The sequence below is a fragment of the Parabacteroides sp. AF39-10AC genome (assembly GCF_003635405.1).
Lineage (GTDB): Bacteria > Bacteroidota > Bacteroidia > Bacteroidales > Tannerellaceae > Parabacteroides > Parabacteroides distasonis.
In genome coordinates this window covers 45,522-66,968 of sequence record NZ_QTLP01000013.1, presented here as the reverse complement: position 1 = coordinate 66,968, position 21,447 = coordinate 45,522, and the positions used below count along the sequence as shown (strand labels likewise).

Sequence of the window (21,447 nt, the reverse complement as noted above, 5' to 3'; positions counted from 1 at the left end):
GGTCCCGGCCTAAATGTCTTTAACCTTTAGGATATTATACGAGGTACCAAGATCATACACATCATTCCCGTCTACTTTCTTGATGTACTTTACGACACGGATGGTGACGGGAAGGATGATAACCTCGTACAAGGATTTAAGTACCGCCTGCGTCCCGATCATGATAAGCAATTCTCCGGCCGGGATCAATCCGGCGAAGGCGATCGGGAAAAAGATCAGGGAATCGGCGCTCTCACCGATAAGGGTAGATACGATCGCTCGTAACGAGAAATTCTTTCCGTTGGAGGCGATTTTCATTTTGCTCATCACATAGGCGTTCAGGAAAGAACCGGCCAAAAACGCTATCAAGCTGGCGACCGCTATACGTGGGGCCATCCCGAAGACGAAATTGAAACCTTCCTCCCCCTCCCAGAAAGGGGCGGCCGGTAATAATACCGCCAATTGCGCGAAAGCGATCACTAGGAAATTAGAGGCGAAGCCACTCCAGATAATTAGCCGTGCCTTCTTGAATCCCCACACTTCCGCTATACAATCATTGATGATATACGAGATCGGGAATACGATCAAACCTGCGGTAGCCGTTATACCGCCTACTTGCACTACTTTTGTCTCTAAAAGATTGGACGCTACAAGGCATATATTAAAAAGTATACCTAGCAGCATGAAAGGTACTGTAACTGTTTTTTGCATGTCTTCTTGTTTTTAACGAGGTTTATCAAGCACTCGGGGCGCAAAGGTACGAAAATTCTCATTAAAAACGATGGGTATAGCAGATACCGATCGCATGGCGGTAATTCACGGGATCGTCTACATTAAATATATGGTAGCGATAATAGAGTTGGAGGTTATTGTTCGGGTTTAGTTGGTAATTACTTCCTGTGGAGAAACGGATCTTATCGGACCGCATCTTATTTCGCGTATCATTGAAGACCTCGGTGTAGGCAAAAGGACAGAAACCACTCTTGCCGATCTTATAGGAGAGGGTCAGCATCGAACGCAGATAATTCTTGGGATGTTCGGCGTGAACCTTATAGGTACTTTGAAAACGTTCCCGGACAGAGAGGGTAAAACGTCCGGCCGAATAAGTCCCCGTAGCGTAGAGATAATATCGGTTTCGTAACTCGTCGGATGCCTTGTATCGTGCTAGAGACATATATCCGCTTCCTGCCAGAAGATATTTATTAAACTTGTAGTTTACCTCAACGGTGGTGAGGAACCATTCCGCTTCCTTAAAGTCATCTCTCGGACGGATGTCCTCTTCTACAAGAAAGGATAAATGCTTATAGATTTTTCCGCATAGGCTCGCCTTGAAATACACACCTGCGCCTTCCATTCCGTATAGGGATGAAGTGCATCCTATTATAAAGAATAGGATCAGATAAATAGATCGTTTTGTATATGATGTGTTTTTCATGTAGAGTGACTTCCGATGCAAAAGTAGTGTTTTTGGATGTAATACCAACGCCTCAGGATATTATATCCGATTTTTCTTATATTTGTCTCCTATTAACTATCAAATTCGAATACATGGAAAACATATCAAGAAGAACGGCTATCAAGACATTTTTAGCTGGAGGCGTGGCTTTGGCGACTACAGGTATCGAGGCGGCAGCCGCCGCAAAAAAGAAAACAGACGTGAAGGAAACCTTGAAAGGAAATGTCCGCCATTCCGTAAGTAAATGGTGTTTCGGCGATTATAAGCTGGACGAGTTCTGTGAGATCTGCAAGCATATAGGGATTGAATCCGTTGAGTTGCTGGACCCGGTAGATTGGCCGATCGTACAAAAACATGGCCTGACGGTGGCGATGGCGCAAGGGGCCGGGCTTGGAATAGATCGAGGTTTCAATGATCCGGCCTTGCATGACGAGTTGGTCGCCAGTTATGAGAAGGTGATCCCGATGGTGGCGGACGCTGGATTGACAAACTTGATTTGCTTCTCCGGCAGACGTAATGGCGTAACGGACTTGCAAGGCTGGGAGAACTGCGAGAAGGGGTTGAAGCGCCTTATCCCGTTAGCGGAGAAACACAAGGTCGTCTTGACCATGGAGCTTTTGAACAGTGTCGGCCATAAGGATTATCTGTGCGATCATACGGTTTGGGGGGCGGAGCTTTGTCGCCGTATCGGTTCCCCTAATTTTAAGTTACTATACGATATTTATCATATGCAGATCATGGAGGGGAATATCATCGAGAATATCCGGAAATATAATCAATACTTCTCCCATGTCCATACCGGAGGTAGCCCGGGGCGCGCGGAAATCGACGAGACGCAGGAACTTTATTATCCGGCTATCATCAAGGCTCTTATGGAGACAGGCTATAAAGGCTTCGTTGGGCAGGAGTTCGTCCCCGCCCAAGAAGACAAGATCGCTTCCTTGGAGAAGTGTATCCGTATCTGTGATGTATAGGGCTATTTAGTAATAACTTACAGTGCCAAGCCAGTGCCGTTATAGTGGCACGGCTGTGCCACCAGCGTGGCATCGTTGTGCCATCGCTATGGCATCATCGTGCCATCGCCGTGGCATTATCGTGCCATAAGGGTGGCACGACTATAATACTAGAATGACAAAGACCTTGAATTTATTTTCTCCAGCCATGTTACGTTTTCTTTTCTCGATTGTCATTAAGATAGAATGGAACAAGAACAGTTTAAAAAAGAGATATTGCCTTTGCGGGAGAAACTATTCCTTTACGCGAGAAGGCTGCTTGATAACCCGGAGGATGCCGAGGATATCATGCAGGAAGTCTTTTTGAAACTATGGTATATGCGTGGCGAGTTAGACTATTATAATTTAGACTATTTTTTTATGTCGAGATATTGGATAGTAGTGTCTAAATTTTGTACACCACTGTCAAATAATTGGACAGTCTGTTTTGGAAAGTAAAATACTACTTGTTTGAGAATTAAATATTTAGTTAGTTTGGCACACTATTTGAATTAGATATGGTAAATTAAATAGTTAGATAACAATTAAAACAAATACAGTCATGATTAAGATCGAAGGTTTAAGTAAGTTTTTCCGTACGGAAGAGGTTGAGACAATTGCGTTGAATAAGGTTTCTTTGGAGGTAAAAGATGGCGAGTTCGTCGCTGTCATGGGACCTTCCGGTTGCGGTAAGTCTACGTTGTTGAATATTCTGGGTTTGCTGGATAACCCTTCCGAGGGAAATTATTACTTGGGCGACCAAGAGGTAGGACATTTGAAAGAGAAAGAGCGTACGCAGGTCCGTAAGGGAAACATCGGTTTCGTGTTCCAGAGCTTCAACTTGATAGACGAGTTGAACGTTTTTGAGAACGTGGAGCTGCCGTTGACTTATCTAAAGATCAAGGCGTCGGAGCGTAAGCAGATGGTAACGGATATCTTGAAGCGGATGAATATCAGCCACCGTGCGGCTCACTTCCCTCAGCAACTCTCCGGAGGTCAGCAACAGCGTGTGGCGATCGCCCGTGCGGTAGTTTCCAACCCGAAGATAATCTTGGCCGATGAGCCAACGGGTAACTTGGATTCCAAGAACGGTGCCGAGGTTATGCAGCTGCTCACCGAGCTGAATAAGGAGGGAACGACGATCGTAATGGTGACGCACTCCAAGCACGACGCGGGTTTCGCTCACCGTGTGATCAATTTATTCGACGGTAGCGTTGTTTCTTCCGTTAGTGAATTTATTTAGTCAACATGACATAAACACATACACACAAGAGTTTTTTATAAGCTAATTGGCCTGTGAAGGTCGGTTAGCTTTCAATTTAACTTAAATACAAATCGATGAGACAGCTATATTATACAATCCGTTATTTACTTCGAGGCCGAGGGGGAAATGTGATCAAGGTTCTGTCCTTGACACTAGGACTTGGAGTGGGATTGATCCTGTTCGCTAGGGTCGCTTTTGAATTGAGCTTCGATACATTCTTTGACCAAGTGGAAGATTTGTATAGCGTGCATGTGCGATACAATGATGATAAAACGGGAGAGGAAGATGGGTCTCGTATCCTATTTGCCCCGATCCCGGAGGCTTTGCGGCAAGAGTTCCCCGAGATACAGTATGCGACGGTTTGCCGGAGAAGATACGGAGCCGTATTGTATCATGGTGAGGATCGGTTCAAGCCCCGTTTGATGATGGCGGATTCCCTCTTTTTCCGTACGATGGGAATCAAGGTGCTAAGAGGGGATGACCGTTTGTTGGGAATCGAAGATCAAGTTTTCTTATCGGAAAAAATGGCTGAACGTATATTTGGCAAGGAAGATCCGATCGGGAAACAACTGCTGTACGGAAAAAACTATCCTTATACGGTGGCCGGGATATTCCGTGACATACCGGAAAATAGTCATTTACGTTTTGACGCTGTCGCTTCTTTCATTAATATGAAAACCCAGTTCGGTGCCTATGCCGGTTGGGGTGCCGACGATAGTTATCTGGGCTATATCCGCCTGAAACCGGGTGTGTTCCCGGAACAAATCAATCAGAAAATACCGGCTTTATTGCCTAAATATATAGATGTAGAAAGAGAGAGGAAACAAGGTTTTGATATGGAGCTTTATATCAAGCCGGTCTCGGAGATATATACGCAAAGTACCGAGGTGAAGCGGATGGTGGTGATCATGAGCGTACTGGCTTTCGCTTTGTTATTCGTGGCGGCGATGAATTATATCTTGAACTCGGTATCTTCTCTGCCGATCCGGGCGAGATCCGTAGGAGTACATAAATGTAATGGAGCTTCCAGCAAGGACATTTTCAATATGTTCTTGTTTGAGACGGCGGCTTTATTTGTTGTGGCTCTTGTATGTATGGCATTGCTTTTATTCGCTTTCCGGGAATATGTAGCGGATATGGCGGCTGTTCCTACTTTGGGCACTTTATTGAATGCGCAGACTATATGGCTTCCTGCGATCATGATCTTGGCTATATTCATTTTGTCCGCCTTGCTACCGGCCCGTTTGTTCAGCGTTATCCCGGTTACCCAAGTATTCCGGGTATCTACTTCGGGTAAGCAGGGATGGAAGCGGAGTTTGCTCTTTATCCAGTTTGGGGGAATTGCGTTTGTCATTACATTATTGGTGATCGTGTTATTGCAATATGATCGGCTAATGAATAATGATTTAGGATATGATCCGGAAAATATAGTGTATGCCCCCTTGAATAATATGGATGATCCGGAAACGGCCAAACTTACCGCCGAGTTCAAGAAGTTACCTTATGTCACGGCTACGGGGCTTTCGTCAATGGACATTCTAAGTGGTTATGGTGGTTTCCCTATTCTGGATAATGAGAAAAACTGGCTGTTCACGGCCCGACAGGTAAACTATGATGCCGATTATCTCTCTCTGATGAAAATCCCCTTGCTTGAGGGGCAACCACTAAAAGGTGACGGGGATATTTTAGTGAATGAGTCATTCGTGAGTAAACGTGGGTGGACGGATGCTGCGATCGGTAAATATATTTATGATGATGAGGGTAATTTAAAAGGAAAAATAGTGGGTGTAACCCGTGATTTCATGGTGAATTCCTTCTTCACTCCCCAGTTACCGGTCATCATGTTTGGTAGTGACCGGATGAGTTATTGTAACTTTACGGTTCGTGTCTCCGAGCTAACTCCGGAATATTTACGGGAAATGAATGATAAGATCGCGGAACTATTTCCGAATGAGGATGTCGGTTTTACGGTGCTGAAAACGATCATAGAGTCTCAGTATGAGGGAACCCGTCATTTCCGTGACGGCGTCTTTGTTGCCTCGATCGCTATCTTGCTGATCACCTTAATGGGATTATTCGGATATATTACGGACGAGATGCACCGTAGGAGCAAGGAGATAGCGATTCGCAAGGTGAATGGAGCGACGGCCCCGAATATTTTACGTCTTTTATCTAAGGATGTTTTGATCACGGCTTTCCCGGCTATCCTTTTAGGAGTGATAGCCTCACGAGTCGTGGGAGAGAGCTGGTTGAGGCAATTCGCGGATAAGATACCGCTGACTGTTTTTATTTTCATATCTACGGCTCTACTGGTTCTAGCGATCATTTGGGGATGCGTGATCCTGAAATCTTGGAATATCGCCAATGAGAATCCGGTCCGTAGCATTAAGAACGAATAATATAACAGGTAATATAAAATTACGTATGAAAACTATTTTGAGGAATCTCTTGAGTGTATTGTGCCGTTTCAAGATGGCGACACTTTTAAATGTATTAGGACTATCTGTGGCTTTTTCTGCTTTCATCTTGATTATGATGCAAGTGGACTATGACCGGAATTTTGACCGAGGCATAAAGGATGTGGATCGGATATTCCGGGTAGAGGTGGCTTATGAAAGTGGTACGAAACAGGCTATTATAAACCGTCCGTTAGCGGAAGCTTTTATCCGATCATCACCGCATATTCTGGCCGGTTCGTTATTGGATCCTTGGGGAGAGGGCGCTTTCTTTTATACGGAGGAGAACGGTGTTCGGAATAATTTCAAGGAGCGATGGATGCGTGTATTTCCTGAGTATGCGGATATATTTACGTTTGATATGTTGGACGGCAGCGCCGATAAATTGAAAGAACCCAATATGGTATTACTTCCGCTAAGTCTATCGAACAAGCTTTTCGGCAATCAATCCGCGGTGGGTAAGCAGTTGCATATGGTTAATTCGAAAGGTGTTTTCACCATTGGAGGAGTGTATCGGGATTTCCCGGATAACTCATCTGTGGGGAATAGTATCTATTACCAATTAAATCCGAAAGAGAATTTCCAGAACTTTGGCAATTGGAATTATATGTTCTACGTCCGTTTGGATGATCCAGCGAACGCTTCCGGCTTGTTCGAGAATTTCAAAGCGCATTTCGATGTATCTACCTTATCGAAAGATTTCTCTTGGGAAGGAGGTGGAATGTCTTTGGTTCTGAACCCTCTGACGGAGGTGCATTTCGACTCCGGGGTCACTTACGATAATGCTCCGAAGGCAAGTAAATCTACTATGCTTGTCTTATTTGCGATCGCCATCGTGATCGTAGTGATTGCCGGTATTAATTTCACGAACTTCAGTACGGCGCTTACGCCCATGCGTATCAAGAGCATAAATACGCAAAAAGTATTGGGTGGCGAGGTCTCGGTGATCCGTATGTCTCTGATTTTGGAGGCTATCGTTATCAGTGTTATCTCTTTCCTGTTGGCGTTGCTTTGGGTCTCTTTGTTTTCCAGCACAACCTTATCCGCGCTTATCGACGCTCGGATTGCCTTGATGGATTATCCGTTGTTGTTGGGGGCTACGGCATTGATCGCGATTGCTACCGGTTTGTGCGCCGGGTTGTATCCCGCTTATTATATGACATCTTTTTCTCCGGCCTTGGTATTGAAAGGAAGTTTCGGTCTGTCACCAAAAGGCCGCCAGATGCGTAATGTCTTGATTGGCGTGCAGTATGTGGCTTCATTTGGGTTGATTATTGGGGCGGTATTCATGTATTTGCAGAATTATTATATGCAGCACGCCCCGTTAGGCTATGATAAGGATGAGATTATCGTTACCGATCTGAACTCTAAACTCTGGAAAAGCCATGAGGCTTTCGTGAGCCAGGTGAAATCTTTCTCGGGCATCGATGACGTGACGTTCGCCGAGCCTCTTCTCTCCAGCAGTGACCAGTACATGGGGTGGGGACGTGAGTATCAAGGCAGAGAGATCAGTTTTCAATGCCTGCCGGTAGATCCTTCTTTCCTAAAGGTGTTAGGGATACAAGTAAATGAAGGCCGCGACTTTCGGGAGGAAGACGCTAATAATCCTTATGGGGCTTATATTTTTAATGAGCGTGCGCGTGCCGCCTATGAAATGGAGGTAGATGCGATGATTGACAGCACAAAAATCGTCGGTTTCATACCGGACGTGAAATTCGCCTCTTTCCGTACGGAGATAGCGCCCATGGCGTTTTTCGTATGGGGAACACGTAATTGGGGGAGTCGTCCTAACTGGGCATATATCAAGGTAAAGGCGGGATCAGACTTGCGGGCAGCCATGGATCATGTGCGATCGGCCGTGCGAACATTCGATCCGGAGTATCCCTTCAATATCCGTTTTTTCAATCAGGTGTTGAATGATTTGTATAAGAAAGAGGGGAATCTGAGTTCCTTGATTACCTTGTTCGGGCTATGCGCTATTTTCATCTCTATCGTAGGAGTCTTTGGTTTGGTAGTATTCGATAGCGAGTATCGGAAGAAAGAAATTGGTGTTCGTAAGGTGCTGGGTTCTACCACGGGCGAGATTATCGTGATGTTCAACAAGACGTATATACGTATTTTATGTGTTTGTTTCGTATTGGGCGCTCCGGTTGCGGGTTATGCGGTGAGCCGCTGGTTGGAGAATTTCGCTTATAAGACACCGATGTATTGGTGGGTGTATTTGATCGCTTTTGCTATCATAGCGGTTATCACAATATTGACTGTCACTTTCCAAAACTGGCATGCGGCGAATGAGAATCCAGTACATAGTATTAAGAATGAGTAGAAGATTTTTGTAGAATCATATTGCTGTTTTCATAGAAAAGTATGTGTCCAATAATTGTACAATGGTGTCCAATTATTGGACACTTCTGTTTTATGAATTGAGAATTAATTTATTGAATATTAGTTTGATATGTAGTTTGGCACGTTATTTGAATATTATTAGATGGATTTGAGTATAATAAATTAAAACAAATACAGCCATGATTAAGATCAAAGGTTTAAGTAAGTTTTTCCGTACGGAAGAGGTTGAGACAATTGCGTTGAACAAGGTTTCTTTGAATATCTTGAAACGAATGAATATCAGCCATCTTATTTAAGGAATACTCTTTTTGGGTCGATTTTAGTATCAATAAAATAGAGCAAGTTATGAAAACAATCATACGCAATTTCATCAATGTATTAATACGTTTCAAGGTAGCTACCTTTTTGAATGTAGCGGGATTAGCGGTTGCTTTCGCCGCTTTTATCGTGATTTTGATACAGATTAATTTTGAGCGGACTTTTGACCGTTGCCATCCTACGTCCGGGCGGATTTTTAGGGTGGACTTGACCATTCCGGGTACTTTCGGGACAATATTACCCCGTGCCTTTGTGGAGGCTGTCATCCAATCTTCCCCGCATATAGAGGCGGGTACATTGTTGACTCCTTCTTTTGGCCAGAATGGTGTTTATCTCTCGGTGGATAGAAACGGGCAACCGTTTGGGTTTAAGGAAATCGTGACAACCTGCCACGCTAGTTTACCGAAGATATTCGCGTTCCCGATCGTGGAAGGCGATATCGATTGCTTGAAAGATCCCGAGAAAGTAATGGTACCCCGAAGCTTGGCTGACAAGTTGTTTGGGGAAGATATCTCTGCGGTTGGTAAGACGTTGCGAGCGGAAGAAAATATCTGGACTAAATCGGCTAAGCTCTTTACGATTGGCGCGGTTTATAAGGATTTCCCGGAGAACACGCAGCTTCGGAACGTGGTCTATACGGCGATCGATCCGGATTATAATATCAATAATTTTAGCTCAAGTAACTGGGTTTGTTATTTATTGCTTGATAATCCTGCCATGGCAGATGAGGTTGCCGATAATTTCAACCGTAATTTTGATTTCAAGAAGATTTACCATGAAGGAGAACAGATCCGGCTCGTTCCGCTGACTGATATTTATTATATGAATGAGACGCAAGACGGTGGTACATTCCGGAGCGGAAACAAGGAAGTCACGGCCTTATTGTTCGGTATAGCTCTTCTGATCGTCATTGTCGCGGCTATTAACTTCACGAACTTTAGCACTTCTCTGACTCCGTTGCGAATCAAAAGTATCAATACGCAGAAGGTATTGGGTAGTTCGGATACTTTGTTGCGCAGATCTTTATTGATAGAGGCAGCCCTTATTAGTTTTATAGCATGGCTGGTAAGTCTCGTTATCGTTTGGGGATTGGATTGGGCGGAAGCGCTACCTTTTATCGAGGCTGATTTGAGTTTGGTCTCAAATCTTCCGATCGTTTTCTTGTGTGGCATCGTAGCGTTGGTTATCGGTTGGCTGGCGGGTATTTATCCTGCTTATTATATAACTTCTTTTCCTCCGGCCTTGGTGCTGAAGGGCAGCTTCGGGTTATCTCCTTCCGGGCGTAAGTTACGTACGACATTGATTTGTGTCCAGTTCGTTGTTTCGATCGTGTTGATTATCGGGGCTTGCTTTGTACAAATCCAGAATAGTTATATGCGGAATTTCTCTTTAGGATTCGATAAGGATCAGGTAGCTATCGTGGAGCTGAATGAGACAATGTACAATAAGCATCACGATACATATGTGAATCGCTTAAAAGAGAATCCGGGGATCGAGGATGTAGCTTTCGCTATGGAGAAAGTGGGCTCTAAGGACGGGTATAACACGAATGGCGGTAATTATAAGGGTAAGGACTTTCAGTATTTCATAATTATAGCATCTTCCAATTTCTTGCGGGTGATGGGGATTCCGGTTATAGAAGGGAGAGATTTCTCAAAGGCGGACGAACTTTCGGATCATGTGTCTTATATATTCAATCGTACGGCGATGGAGGGGTTGGATATGCAAGTGGGTGACGCGTTCGATAGCTATTCTTCCGGTCATCTTATCGGTTTCTCCGACGATGTGAAATTCACCTCGCTTCGTGGTGGAGAGGATAATATCGCTTTCTTGGTCGGAAACTTTGGTTATTCTTTGCCAATCTCTTATATCCGCTTGAAAGCCGGATCGGACATTCATGCCGTAGTAGGACACATCCAGGAGACGATGAGAGAATTAGACCCTTCCTATCCGTTCAATATCGAGTTCTATGATGAGATCTTTAATCATCTTTACCGGAAAGAGGAGAACCTGCGCGATCTGGTTACGGTCTTTAGTTTACTGGCGATTATTATCTCTTTGGTCGGGGTATTTGGCTTAGTGGTGTTCGAGACTCAATACCGCCGTAAGGAAATAGGTATCCGCAAGGTACATGGAGCTACGGTAGGGGAGATCCTGCTGATGTTTAATAAGGCCTATCTGAGGATTGTAGGTATTTGCTTCGTGATAGCGGCGCCGATCGCTTGGCAGGGCGCGAAGATGTGGCTCGAGGGTTTCGCTTATAAGACTCCGCTTCATTGGTGGGTATTCTTAATCGCCTTATTGATCGTAACCGTAATCACGTTATTGACCGTGAGTTTCCAGAACTGGAAAGCGGCGAACGAGAACCCGGTAAATAGTATCAAGAGCGAGTAATCCACCATCCCATCTTCCACGCCAGCAGCAAGATAAGTAGGGAAAGGACCAAGCAGGCTAATAGCAACCAAACTCCCAATCCGTTTACGAAAAGGATGGGGACGAAGGTGATCAATAAGATCTCTATGGGAGCGATAGGCAGGTAAGCCATCGCATAATCATCCATCGCTTTGCTGGAAAGTTTCGGATCGACGATCCGCAGCAAGGCGATGCCCATGGCCATCGTGCCGGTCCACCATCCCCAAGCGAAAATCATGCGCTCGAACCAAAAGGTCTTGGCTAATCTTCTTCCTAAGAAGAATGTTATGCACCAGACGATCGCCACGCCCGCTATGATGAGTACGATAAGCGGCAAGGCATATTTTACGATCACCCCTAGCTTGATAGACGCTACACCGCAAGCTACCAGCATATCCGTGAAGGAACTGCTCAGCCTCTGGGTCGTCTGCGGACAGATATATCTGGATATGGTTGTTGCGTCGAAGAATTTCTTTAATACTAATCCAATGATAAAGGCACAACTGAAAACAGGTAACTCCAATACCGGATAATACACCTTTACGGTTTGGCTAACCATATATCCCAAAAAAGCCACGACAAACACCAAGGCCACATGGAAAGTCAGCGTATCGATGGATATGGAGGAAGTCGTAGCCTCTCCGATGGAATCCCGCTTATCCTCCGGCAGCAACCCGCTTCTCAACTCATCCGGGAGATCGTCGAAATCCGAGATAAAAGCGGTTTGTTTATGCTTGGCCGCCCATTTGACCATCAGTAAACCTCCGATGATCGAGCAAATAACCCCCACGGTAGCGGTTGTCATGCCTAAACTGCGAGCCTCGTCCCAGCCCAATCCCTCGAACGCAGACCCGATAGCAGCGGCCGTGCCGTGTCCGCCATAAAAGCCTGTCGGCAACATAATGCCGAAAGCGTCATTCAGGTCCGGCCAGATCAGTTTGATCACGTACAATCCGAAAAGGCCTACCAATGCCCATTGCAATAACATACCCACCTGAGCGTACGCCCACATCGGCCCGACTCGTTTCGCTACTTCTTTCATGGAGACGTTCGGGGAAGATAAAGGCAACGCGCCGAACACCAAGGCGATAAGGATAGCCGCATAAGTACCTAAGTCATTGGAAAGCGGAATCCACCCCAGTCCATTAGGTCCGAACGCCAGTCCTAGCAAGCCTGCGATCAAGCTGGGTGGGATGAATAATTGTTGTATCAGTTTTACCTTGACTCGTATGAATTTGCCAACCAATAGAAGTATCGAAATGAATCCAAGATCCGTAAAGAGAGTCCAAGGGGTGAACTGTGTTAGGTCTATCATAGTAACTACTTACTTTATGTTCGTTTAAATATCTATTGTACAAATATATTTTATTCTCATGAGAAATACTAGAAATCCAAACGAATTCTATATCTCCATCTCCTTTTTACGATAAACGGAAGGAGAGCAACCCATAACTTTCGTAAACGTACGCGAGAAGTAGGCGGCATCCTCGAATCCCAGATGCGTGGCGATCTCATTCAACTTCATATTCGTTAGCTCGATATATTCACAAGCCTTCTGTATTTTCAAGCGTATGAAGTAATTCATGGGCGAGACCCCGGTCTCGCCAAAGAAGAGAGCCGAGAAGTGAGAAGGGGAATATTTGAAATAAGACGCTAATTCCTTCAAGGTAAGATTCTGCTGGATGTTCTCACGCATATAATGAATAACCCGTGCCGTGAATGGATATTCTTTTTGCGAGGGAATCATGATATGGCGGAATTGCTCCAGATAGATGAAAGAGGCCAGAAAATTGTAAAGGCACATGGAGGAATAAATCATATATTCTTTAATATATCCCATGGAGAAACTGCTATATATCTCCTCAAACAGCCGTAACCGATCTTGTAAACGGGAATATTCATTCGGCGAAATAGTGACCGGAACCGGATGCGACGGCAGGAATTGATCGCGAAGCTTCCCTTGGAAGTGTAACCAGTAAATAGTCCATGGATCTCCCTCGTCTGCCCCGAATGAGTAGGGGATACCGGGAGGGATGATGATATATTGGTATTTCTCCACGGTATATTGTTTACCGAGGATACGATACCATCCTTTTCCCTCCGTACAATAAATAAGCATGGCGTAGTCACAGCCATGTTCTTTTTGGAGAAAATGATATTTAACACGTGGGAAGAAACCGATCTTGCGTACATATAAATTATTGATGAGCGGTTCCCTCCGGTAGCTTGCCAATAGTTCCTCGGGTAAAGAAACGAGCCGTTCTCCCTTAAATCCTTCTTTTATCTTGACCATGATCTATAAATCATAAGATTGTACAAGTAAATCGGAACAAATGTAGTATTCCTTTCTGGATTATTGAAATAATTTTGCCGACATAAATCATAACATAATGCCATGAATAAAATTCTAGTTGTAGTTTCTTTTGTATTTGTATCTTTTTTGTCTTGTACGGGATTAACCGATAGACAGCGATTGGCCAATCAGATATTGTCTGATACGAATTTGTTGAAGGTCGATAGTATGGCTCGTGCTACCATCCGCAATGGTTTTAACGCGGGCAGCGGTTATTCCCAGATATGGGCTCGTGATATGAATACGTTTATAGAGATCGCTTGCGAGGAGAGTGATCCACACGAACTGCGGGAAGCTATCTTATTGTTTTTCGCTCTTCAACAGCCGAATGATGAGATGATCGATGGTTATGTGCTGAAAGAAGATTTTACATGGTATGATGATACGCCTTATTATTCGAATGCCGCCCCGAAACATGTCGCTTTTAAGAATACGGTAGAGACGGACCAAGAGTCTTCCTTGATTCAGATCGTAGGTAAATACATTCGTAAGACGGGTGACCGGGGTATTCTGGATGAGGTGGTGGCCGGAAAGACCGTCTTGGAGCGAATGAACTTGATGGTAGATTACTTGATGCGAGAACGATATAATAAGGAATATGGATTGCTATACGGGGCGATGACGGCGGACTGGGGAGACGTGCAGCCGAACGATGATTTCGGATGTGACATGAATGAGCTATCCGATCCGGCCATTGACGTATATGATAACGCTATGTTTCTTATCGCTTTAGATTATTTATTGGAGATGGCTCCCGATTCCCCGCAAGCTCCCCGTTGGAGAAGTTTACGGGAGGGAATCGCCAAGAACGTACGGACTCATTTATGGGACGAGAAGCGCCAGAAGTTCATTCCTCATATTTATCCGGAGAAATCTCCGATTCCGGAAGGTTTTGATGAACTTGCCATTCATTATCATGGTGGGACGGCTATCGCTATAGAGGCCGGCTTGTTGTCGGAAGATGAGATACGTACCGTAAATGCCCAGATGCTTGAGAATGTTCGCCTGTCGGGTATGCCAAGCATTGGTCTTACCTTATATCCCGTGTATCCGGATGGTTTTTTCCATGGAGGAATGTCAAAGGCTTATCTGTATCAGAATGGCGGGGATTGGACTTGGTTTGGCGGTCGGATGATCCAGCAGCTTGTCGTTAATGGAATGGTTGAGGAGGCTTATGCGGAGATTCATCCGATGATCGAGCGTGTGATCCAAAATGACGGATTCTACGAATGGTATGGCAAAGGCGGTGTCCCCAGTGGCTCTGGTAATTTCAAGGGGTCGGCCGGAGTGCTATCTAAGGCGATTGAATTATTAAGGGATTGGGCAGAGAAAAATAAGAGTTAAATACAAGCGTGCAATATTAAATATCAAAAGAGATGAGAAAAAGTAATTATGATAAAATGCCGGCCACCGTTGTAGACGGTACCTTGTGGAAAGGCTGGGAATCGATACGGAAGCGATTGGCGGAGGTCCATGCGGAAACGAATGGATCACAAGTTTGGGTGGTGGAATGCTACCAAGGGGTTCATCACGAGGAGTTGATGCGTGAACTGCAAGCGCTCGCGCCCGATCGTTTTATCAATACGCGAGATTTATTTAAATCGGCAGAAGATATAGAGGCGATGACCTATCCTTATCTGACGGATGACCGGTTGTTTGGCCGCCGGGCTCATTTCTCTTATACGTATTTCTTGGATGAGGAGAAGGTGAACGCCTGCCGGGAGTCCTTGCGTGATGGAAAAGGCTGGACAATCGTTTATGGCCACGCCGCCGCCGAGATCGTTCCCGCTCCGGACAAATTGATCTACGCGGATATGGCTCGTTGGGAGATCCAGATGCGTTCCCGTAGAAAAGAGGTGAACGGGCTAGGTGTGGAAAACCGGGAGGAAGCCCCGTCGTACCATTATAAGCGAGGATATTTTATTGATTGGATTGTTTGCGATAATCTGAAGAAGAAAGTCCTTCCCAAGGTCGATTATTGGTTGGATACCCATATCGTCGGAACACCTAAGATGATTTCCGGGGAGATCTTGAAAGAAGGGTTGGAGAAAACGGCGCATACTCCGTTCCGGGTAGTACCTTTCTTCGATCCGGCTCCTTGGGGCGGCCAATGGATGAAAGAGGTCTGTGATCTGGATAAAAAGCAAGATAACTTCGGCTGGTGTTTTGATTGCGTGCCCGAGGAAAATAGTTTATACCTGAAAGTTGCCGGAGAGCTGTTTGAGATCCCTTCCAATGACTTGGTATTCTATAAGACGAGAGACTTGCTGGGCGGGCCGGTCGAGGCTCGTTTCGGACAAGATTTCCCGATCCGTTTCGACTTCTTGGATACGATGGGAGGAGGAAACCTAAGTTTGCAAGTGCATCCGGTCACCCAATATATCCGGGATACGTTCGGGATTTATTATACGCAGGACGAGAGCTACTACCTGCTGGATGCCGAGGAGGACGCTACCGTTTATCTGGGATTGAAAACCGGTGTCAACCCGGACGAGATGATCGCTGCCCTAAACGAGTCCCAACAGACCGGAAAGCCTTTCGATACGGAGAAATATGTCAACAAATGGCCTGCCAAACGCCATGATCATTATCTGATCCCCGCCGGAACGGTCCATTGTTCGGGAGCCGGTGCCATGGTGCTGGAGATTAGCGCTACCCCAAGTATCTTTACCTTTAAGCTTTGGGACTGGGGCCGCTTGGGATTGGACGGACTGCCTCGACCGATTAATATCGGCCACGGCTCGAAAGTGATCCAATGGGAGCGGCAAACGGAGTTTGTCCGTCATAACTTGATCAACCAAGTGGAGATGATCGCCGAGGGAGACGGTTGGCGGGAGGAGCGGACCGGCTTGCATGAGAACGAGTTCATCGAGACCCGCCGTCATTGGTTCACGGATATCGTGCCTCACAATACGAATGGAGGGGTGCAAGTGCTGAATGTAATCAAGGGAGATGAGTTGATCGTGGAGAGTCCGACAAACGCTTTTGAACCATTCATCGTTCATTATGCGGAGACTTTTATCATTCCGGCTTGCGTGGGTGAATATACGATCCGCCCGTATGGATCGTCCGTAGGTAAATACTGCGGTACTATAAAAGCTTACGTACGATTTAGGCAATAATCACCGTGCCATAGGCATCGCACAACTGTGCCACCCTTGATGGCACGGTAGTGCCACTGCGATGGCACGCCAATGCCAACCCTATGGCACGGCTGTGCCACCACGGTGGCACTGGCGGAACATGGGTAAATAAAGAAAAGGAATATATGATGTATACAAATGACAATAGAATAGTAATGACATTGGATGCGGGAGGAACGAATTTTGTTTTCTCTGCCATCCAAGGAGGAAAAGAGATAGCCGATCCGGTAGTTCTTCCGGCATGCGCGGATTGTTTAGATAAGTGTTTAGGCAATTTGGTAGAGGGTTTTAAGGCAATTCAGGCAGGCTTGCCGGAAACTCCGGTCGCTATCAGTTTCGCTTTTCCCGGTCCGGCAGACTATCAAGCCGGTATCATAGGCGATTTACCCAACTTCCCCTCTTTCCGGGGTGGAGTAGCGTTAGGCCCGTTTCTGGAAGATATATTCGGGATACCGGTATTTATCAATAACGATGGGAATTTATTCGCATATGGAGAAGCGTTAACCGGAGCCCTTCCGGATATAAACCGCCGTTTGCGGGAGGCAGGAAGCATGAAGCAATATAAGAACCTGCTGGGAGTCACCTTGGGTACCGGTTTTGGTGCCGGGGTTGTCATTAATCAAGAGCTTCTATTGGGAGATAATGCGGCAGGAGGAGATATCTGGTGTTTTCGGAATAAGAAATATCCGGAGTATATCGTAGAGGAGAGTGTCAGCATACGTGCGGTCATGCGAGTATATGCGGAACGATCCGGTGATACGGGAGTGCATACTCCGAAAGAGATCTTTGAGATTGCCGAGGGTATTTGCCCGGGTAACCGGGAGGCTGCTATTACGGCTTTCTCCGAATTAGGGGAGCTAGCGGGGGATGCGTTGGCGTCTGCCATTACTTTAATCGATGGCATCATCGTGATCGGTGGTGGACTATCGGGGGCTTCTAAATATATTCTCCCTGCTTTGTTGAAAGAATTGAACTCATCTACCGGTATGATGGATGGAAGTCGTTTCGGCCGATTGCAAATGAAAGCTTATCTTTTGGAGGATGCGGAGAGTTTCGCTGATTTCGCTAAAGGAGGAGCTGTCGAGGTACCCATTCCGGGTACCAATCGCAAGGTAGGGTATGATCCTTGTAAACGGATAGGGGTGACCGTAAGTAAACAAGGTGCTAATCGCTCGATCGCTATGGGAGCTTATGTTTTTGCGTTAAACCATCTATCTAAAGGAATATGAGACAAAAATATAGTATAGGACCTGTATGGTTCCTGATGTTTGCGTGTGCTTTCTTCACATCCTGTGTGACACAAGGCAAGAAAGTTCAGCAAGAAGAGCTTAGCCAATATGTAGAACCTCGGATTGGTACGGCGCATTGCCGTTGGTTTCATTTTACCCCGGGAGCGATGCCTTTCGGTATGGCCAAGCCGGCTCCTTCTACGAACGGGCATATCGGGAATAAATCCGGTTGGGAGGCGACCGGTTACGATTATCGGGATCAATCGATCGAGGGTTTCCCCTGCTTGCATGAGTTTCAGATCGGTGGAATCGTACTGATGCCTACGACGGGTCCATTGAAAACAATTCCCGGGGCGGTAGACGACTCGACAGGTATAGGATACCGTTCCCGTTTTGACCGTACGGACGAGATCGCTACCGCCGGTTATTATTCCGTTCTCCTAAAAGATTACTCGATTTGTGCGGAGCTTACCGCTACCCCTCGTGTCGCTATTCAGCGTTATACATTTCCGGCCGGGGAGGATAGCCATATCTTGTTCGATATAGGAAACCGTCAAGGAGAGAGCGGAGCTGTACGGGATGCTGAAATTACTTTTACGGAAGACGGGCATATCGAGGGCTGGGTGATTACCGAGCCTGAATATGTGAGGAAATATCAACCCGGGGCATCGGTTCCTTTGTATTTCTCGGCGGTGCTGGACAAGGTTCCCGTTGGATTTGGCGCTTTCAACGGAGCGGATATCTGTCCGGATGAACGGAAAGCGACGGGCGTGGGGGCCGGACTTTATCTGATATTCCGTACCCAAGATCAAGAGTCGGTAACCGCTAAAGTAGGTCTTTCCTATACATCCGTGGAGAATGCCCGGTTAAATAGGGAGACTGAGGCCGCTACCCTTACGTTTGACGAGGCAAGGGAAATATCTCGCCAAACATGGGAAGAATATTTGGGACGTATCCGGGTAGAGACTCCAGCGCGAGAGGATAAGGTGAAATTCTATACCGGTTTGTATCACGCTTTATTGGGGCGTGGGTTAGCTAGCGATGTGAATGGCGCTTATCCGAGAAATGATGGCTCGGTAGGACAAATCCCTTTGAAAGACGGGAAACCGGTACATAACTTATACAATACCGATGCCGCTTGGGGAGCGCAATGGAATCTGACACAGGTTTGGGCTTTGGCCTATCCGGAATATTATTCGGATTATATAAGTAGCCATTTGTTGGTGTACAAGGACGCCGGCTGGCTGGCGGATGGAATCGCTAATAGCCGTTATGTCTCCGGGGTTGGTACGAATTTATTAAGTACGATTATCGCTGGCGCTTATCAATGTGGCATCCGGGATTTCGATGTGAATACGGCTTATGAGGCTTGCTTGAAGAATGAGTTGGATGGGGAGAATCGTCCGTTGGGCGCGGGAAAGATCGATACCCGTTATTTCGTGGAATATGGTTATGTACCTCATTTGGATAAAGGGGACGGGCCGGACGAGGCTTTCATGTTTTCCGCTTCCCATACCTTGGAATATGCTTATAGTGCGTGGGCCGTGGCCCAATGGGCGAAGCAACTGGGTAAGACGGACGATTATAACCGTTTGATGGACTTATCGAAAGGCTGGGAGCGTATCTATGACCCTTCCTGTAATTTTGTCCGTCCTAAAAAGAAGGATGGTACGTTTATCGAGGACTTCAATCCGATGCAAGTATGGCGCGGATTCCAAGAAGGTAACGCTTGGCAATATACATTCTATGTACCGCACGACGCGAAAGGCTTGGTCGCAAAAGTAGGTGCGGACGTGTTTAACCATCGGTTGGATAGCATCTTCACGGTGTCTCGTAAATTAATCTTTAGCGGAGGCACGGAAGTAGGGGCTTTCGCCGGTTTGCAAACCTTGTATAACCAAGGAAATCAACCTTGTTTGCACATCTCTTGGATGTTCAACGAGGCCGGTCGTCCCTCGCTTACGCAAAAATGGGTGCGGGCGATCTTGAATGAGTTCTATGGTACGGATGGCATCCACGGTTATGGCTACGGACAAGATGAGGATCAAGGCCAGCTCGGGGCTTGGTACGTGATCTCTTCCTTAGGCTTATTCGATATGAAAGGCTTGACGGATCAAGCGCCTTCTTTCGCTTTGGGTAGTCCTTTGTTCGATAAGATTACGATCCGGCTGAATGACCGCTATTATAAAGGGAAGGAATTCGTGATCGAGACTCGTAATAATAGTAAGCAAAATGATTACGTGCAATCCATGGACTTAAACGGGAAACCATTGACGGATACTCGTATTCCTTTCTCGGAGATTGTTCAAGGTGGACATTTGGTTTTAGAAATGGGTAACCAACCAAAAGATCGATATGAGAACTAAAAGTACGAACTCCGCTATATTCCCGATCCTTTTCGGCTTTTTCGTGATGGGATTCGTGGATGTCGTGGGAATTGCCACGAATTATGTGAAGATGGACTTTGGTTTGTCCGATACGTTGGCGAACCTATTGCCCATGATGGTCTTTCTTTGGTTCGCCCTGTTCTCTGTCCCTACCGGTATCTGGATGGGACGGCACGGGCGTAGGAATACGGTGGTCGTAGCCTTGGCTATCACAACCTTGGCGATGCTGATACCTCTATTCTTCTATGACTTTGCTTGTATCTTGTTTGCGTTCGCTTTGCTGGGAATTGGAAATACGATCTTGCAAGTGTCCTTGAATCCGATGGTAGCGCGGGTGGTAAATCCGGATAAAGTAACGAGCGTGCTTACTTTAGGGCAGTTTATTAAGGCGGTATCTTCCTTCTTAGGGCCGATTATTGCAGGTATAGCTTCTTCTTTCTGGGGAGATTGGAAGTTGATATTCATTGTCTATTCGGTGACTACCTTGTCATCTATCATCTGGTTGATAACGACTATTCCGGGTAAAGAGGAAGGAGAGGGGCAAGAAGCCTCGTTCGCCTCTACGTTAGCTTTATGTAAAGATGCTAGGATACGGATGCTTTTCTTGGGGATTCTGTGTATTGTCGGGATCGATGTCGGTCTGAATACGACGATCCCTAAGCTATTGATGGAAAAGTTATCCATGCCGTTGCAAGAGGCTGGATTAGGGAGTAGCCTTTATTTCGCCGCTCGTACCGGAGGTTCTTTCCTGGGGGCTATATTGCTGGCGAGGATCTCGTCACGACCCTTCTTAAGGGGAAGCATGCTTATCGCTATCCTTGCTTTCGTAGGATTGCTTATCTCGGATAGCTTGTGGGGCATGGGCGTTATGATCGTACTGGTTGGCTTGGCTTGCTCGAATGTGTTTTCGATCCTGTTCTCTTTTGCGTTGGAACATCGGCCGGAGCAATCGAACGAGGTCTCGGCCTTGATGATTATGGGTGTATCAGGAGGCGCTTTGATTACGCCTTGTATGGGAGGCATAGCCGATATGTTCGGACAGGTAGCCGGCTTGATGCTATTATTAATATGTATGTTGTATATAGGACTTATATCAATAAAAACACGATAAG

General features: G+C 46.1%; 15 protein-coding genes and 1 pseudogene. 12 read left to right on the top strand and 4 right to left on the bottom strand.

Annotation, left to right across the window (positions count from 1 at the left end; all coding sequences use genetic code 11):
• Positions 1 to 9: 9 nt before the first annotated feature.
• A complete protein-coding gene (locus tag DW033_RS13120) occupies positions 10 to 690 on the bottom strand; it encodes a queuosine precursor transporter (protein ID WP_005858047.1) in 681 nt (226 codons plus the stop codon).
• A gap of 61 nt (positions 691 to 751) precedes the next feature.
• The gene (locus tag DW033_RS13115) at positions 752 to 1,414 is read right to left on the bottom strand and encodes a DUF2490 domain-containing protein (protein ID WP_008774273.1); all 663 of its coding nucleotides are present in this window, start codon (positions 1,412 to 1,414) and stop codon (positions 752 to 754) included.
• A gap of 113 nt (positions 1,415 to 1,527) precedes the next feature.
• Between DW033_RS13115 and DW033_RS13110 the strand changes: the two genes are divergently transcribed.
• The 7 genes and pseudogenes from DW033_RS13110 (at position 1,528) to DW033_RS13085 (ending at position 11,205) form a co-directional block, all read left to right on the top strand.
• Positions 1,528 to 2,409 carry a hydroxypyruvate isomerase family protein gene (locus DW033_RS13110; RefSeq protein ID WP_122144118.1) on the top strand — a complete coding sequence of 294 codons (882 nt, stop codon included), beginning with the start codon at positions 1,528 to 1,530 and terminating at the stop codon, positions 2,407 to 2,409.
• A 225-nt stretch (positions 2,410 to 2,634) separates the two neighbouring features.
• Entirely contained in the window at positions 2,635 to 2,886 is a 252-nt protein-coding gene (locus DW033_RS13105) for an RNA polymerase sigma factor (protein ID WP_005866389.1), read from the top strand.
• Positions 2,887 to 2,989: 103 nt separating this feature from the next.
• Positions 2,990 to 3,670 carry an ABC transporter ATP-binding protein gene (locus tag DW033_RS13100; protein ID WP_005858035.1) on the top strand — a complete coding sequence of 227 codons (681 nt, stop codon included), beginning with the start codon at positions 2,990 to 2,992 and terminating at the stop codon, positions 3,668 to 3,670.
• 95 nt (positions 3,671 to 3,765) lie between these two features.
• A complete protein-coding gene (locus DW033_RS13095) occupies positions 3,766 to 6,090 on the top strand; it encodes an FtsX-like permease family protein (protein WP_048927813.1) in 2,325 nt (774 codons plus the stop codon).
• Positions 6,091 to 6,115: 25 nt separating this feature from the next.
• Positions 6,116 to 8,473: an ABC transporter permease gene (locus DW033_RS13090; RefSeq protein WP_008774279.1), complete on the top strand. Its 2,358-nt coding sequence runs from the start codon at positions 6,116 to 6,118 to the stop codon at positions 8,471 to 8,473.
• Between the two features lie 199 nt (positions 8,474 to 8,672).
• Positions 8,673 to 8,756 (top strand): annotated as a pseudogene (locus DW033_RS24670) (ABC transporter ATP-binding protein); the annotation flags it as partial.
• Between the two features lie 82 nt (positions 8,757 to 8,838).
• Positions 8,839 to 11,205 carry an ABC transporter permease gene (locus tag DW033_RS13085; protein ID WP_122382818.1) on the top strand — a complete coding sequence of 789 codons (2,367 nt, stop codon included), beginning with the start codon at positions 8,839 to 8,841 and terminating at the stop codon, positions 11,203 to 11,205.
• On the opposite strand, the gene DW033_RS13080 is transcribed toward DW033_RS13085, so the two are convergent.
• Together DW033_RS13080 and DW033_RS13075 are read right to left on the bottom strand one after the other, a co-directional pair.
• Positions 11,192 to 12,538, bottom strand: coding sequence for a sodium/glutamate symporter (locus DW033_RS13080; RefSeq protein ID WP_005858025.1), 1,347 nt, complete (start codon positions 12,536 to 12,538; stop codon positions 11,192 to 11,194). The genes DW033_RS13085 and DW033_RS13080 overlap by 14 nt on opposite strands.
• An 87-nt stretch (positions 12,539 to 12,625) precedes the next feature.
• The gene (locus DW033_RS13075; RefSeq protein ID WP_005866402.1) at positions 12,626 to 13,516 is read right to left on the bottom strand and encodes an AraC family transcriptional regulator; all 891 of its coding nucleotides are present in this window, start codon (positions 13,514 to 13,516) and stop codon (positions 12,626 to 12,628) included.
• A gap of 102 nt (positions 13,517 to 13,618) precedes the next feature.
• Between DW033_RS13075 and DW033_RS13070 the strand changes: the two genes are divergently transcribed.
• The 5 genes from DW033_RS13070 (at position 13,619) to DW033_RS13050 (ending at position 21,446) form a co-directional block, all read left to right on the top strand.
• Positions 13,619 to 14,920 (top strand): hypothetical protein, encoded by a 1,302-nt coding sequence (locus tag DW033_RS13070; RefSeq protein WP_122145319.1) that lies wholly within the window; start codon positions 13,619 to 13,621, stop codon positions 14,918 to 14,920.
• Between the two features lie 32 nt (positions 14,921 to 14,952).
• Positions 14,953 to 16,698, top strand: a complete 1,746-nt coding sequence (locus DW033_RS13065) for a class I mannose-6-phosphate isomerase (protein WP_122378983.1) — start codon at positions 14,953 to 14,955, stop codon at positions 16,696 to 16,698.
• A gap of 146 nt (positions 16,699 to 16,844) precedes the next feature.
• A complete protein-coding gene (locus tag DW033_RS13060; protein WP_022191913.1) occupies positions 16,845 to 17,948 on the top strand; it encodes an ROK family protein in 1,104 nt (367 codons plus the stop codon).
• The gene (locus tag DW033_RS13055; RefSeq protein WP_122382817.1) at positions 17,945 to 20,314 is read left to right on the top strand and encodes a GH92 family glycosyl hydrolase; all 2,370 of its coding nucleotides are present in this window, start codon (positions 17,945 to 17,947) and stop codon (positions 20,312 to 20,314) included. Before DW033_RS13060 ends, DW033_RS13055 begins: the two co-directional genes overlap by 4 nt.
• Positions 20,304 to 21,446 carry a sugar MFS transporter gene (locus tag DW033_RS13050; RefSeq protein WP_122145321.1) on the top strand — a complete coding sequence of 381 codons (1,143 nt, stop codon included), beginning with the start codon at positions 20,304 to 20,306 and terminating at the stop codon, positions 21,444 to 21,446. The genes DW033_RS13055 and DW033_RS13050 overlap by 11 nt, the downstream gene beginning before the upstream one ends.
• The last annotated feature ends 1 nt before the right edge of the window (position 21,447 follow it).

Bases quoted from the DNA above. Each gene is read 5' to 3' on its own strand.
- DW033_RS13100 (WP_005858035.1), top strand. From the start codon at position 2,990: ATGATTAAGATCGAAGGTTTAAGTAAGTTTTTCCGTACGGAAGAGGTT.
- DW033_RS13065 (WP_122378983.1), top strand. From the start codon at position 14,953: ATGAGAAAAAGTAATTATGATAAAATGCCGGCCACCGTTGTAGACGGT.
- DW033_RS13080 (WP_005858025.1), bottom strand. From the start codon at position 12,538: ATGATAGACCTAACACAGTTCACCCCTTGGACTCTCTTTACGGATCTT.
- DW033_RS13095 (WP_048927813.1), top strand. From the start codon at position 3,766: ATGAGACAGCTATATTATACAATCCGTTATTTACTTCGAGGCCGAGGG.
- DW033_RS13075 (WP_005866402.1), bottom strand. From the start codon at position 13,516: ATGGTCAAGATAAAAGAAGGATTTAAGGGAGAACGGCTCGTTTCTTTA.
- DW033_RS13115 (WP_008774273.1), bottom strand. From the start codon at position 1,414: ATGAAAAACACATCATATACAAAACGATCTATTTATCTGATCCTATTC.
- DW033_RS13090 (WP_008774279.1), top strand. From the start codon at position 6,116: ATGAAAACTATTTTGAGGAATCTCTTGAGTGTATTGTGCCGTTTCAAG.
- DW033_RS13120 (WP_005858047.1), bottom strand. From the start codon at position 690: ATGCAAAAAACAGTTACAGTACCTTTCATGCTGCTAGGTATACTTTTT.
- DW033_RS13085 (WP_122382818.1), top strand. From the start codon at position 8,839: ATGAAAACAATCATACGCAATTTCATCAATGTATTAATACGTTTCAAG.
- DW033_RS13055 (WP_122382817.1), top strand. From the start codon at position 17,945: ATGAGACAAAAATATAGTATAGGACCTGTATGGTTCCTGATGTTTGCG.
- DW033_RS13110 (WP_122144118.1), top strand. From the start codon at position 1,528: ATGGAAAACATATCAAGAAGAACGGCTATCAAGACATTTTTAGCTGGA.
- DW033_RS13050 (WP_122145321.1), top strand. From the start codon at position 20,304: ATGAGAACTAAAAGTACGAACTCCGCTATATTCCCGATCCTTTTCGGC.
- DW033_RS13060 (WP_022191913.1), top strand. From the start codon at position 16,845: ATGATGTATACAAATGACAATAGAATAGTAATGACATTGGATGCGGGA.
- DW033_RS13105 (WP_005866389.1), top strand. From the start codon at position 2,635: ATGGAACAAGAACAGTTTAAAAAAGAGATATTGCCTTTGCGGGAGAAA.
- DW033_RS13070 (WP_122145319.1), top strand. From the start codon at position 13,619: ATGAATAAAATTCTAGTTGTAGTTTCTTTTGTATTTGTATCTTTTTTG.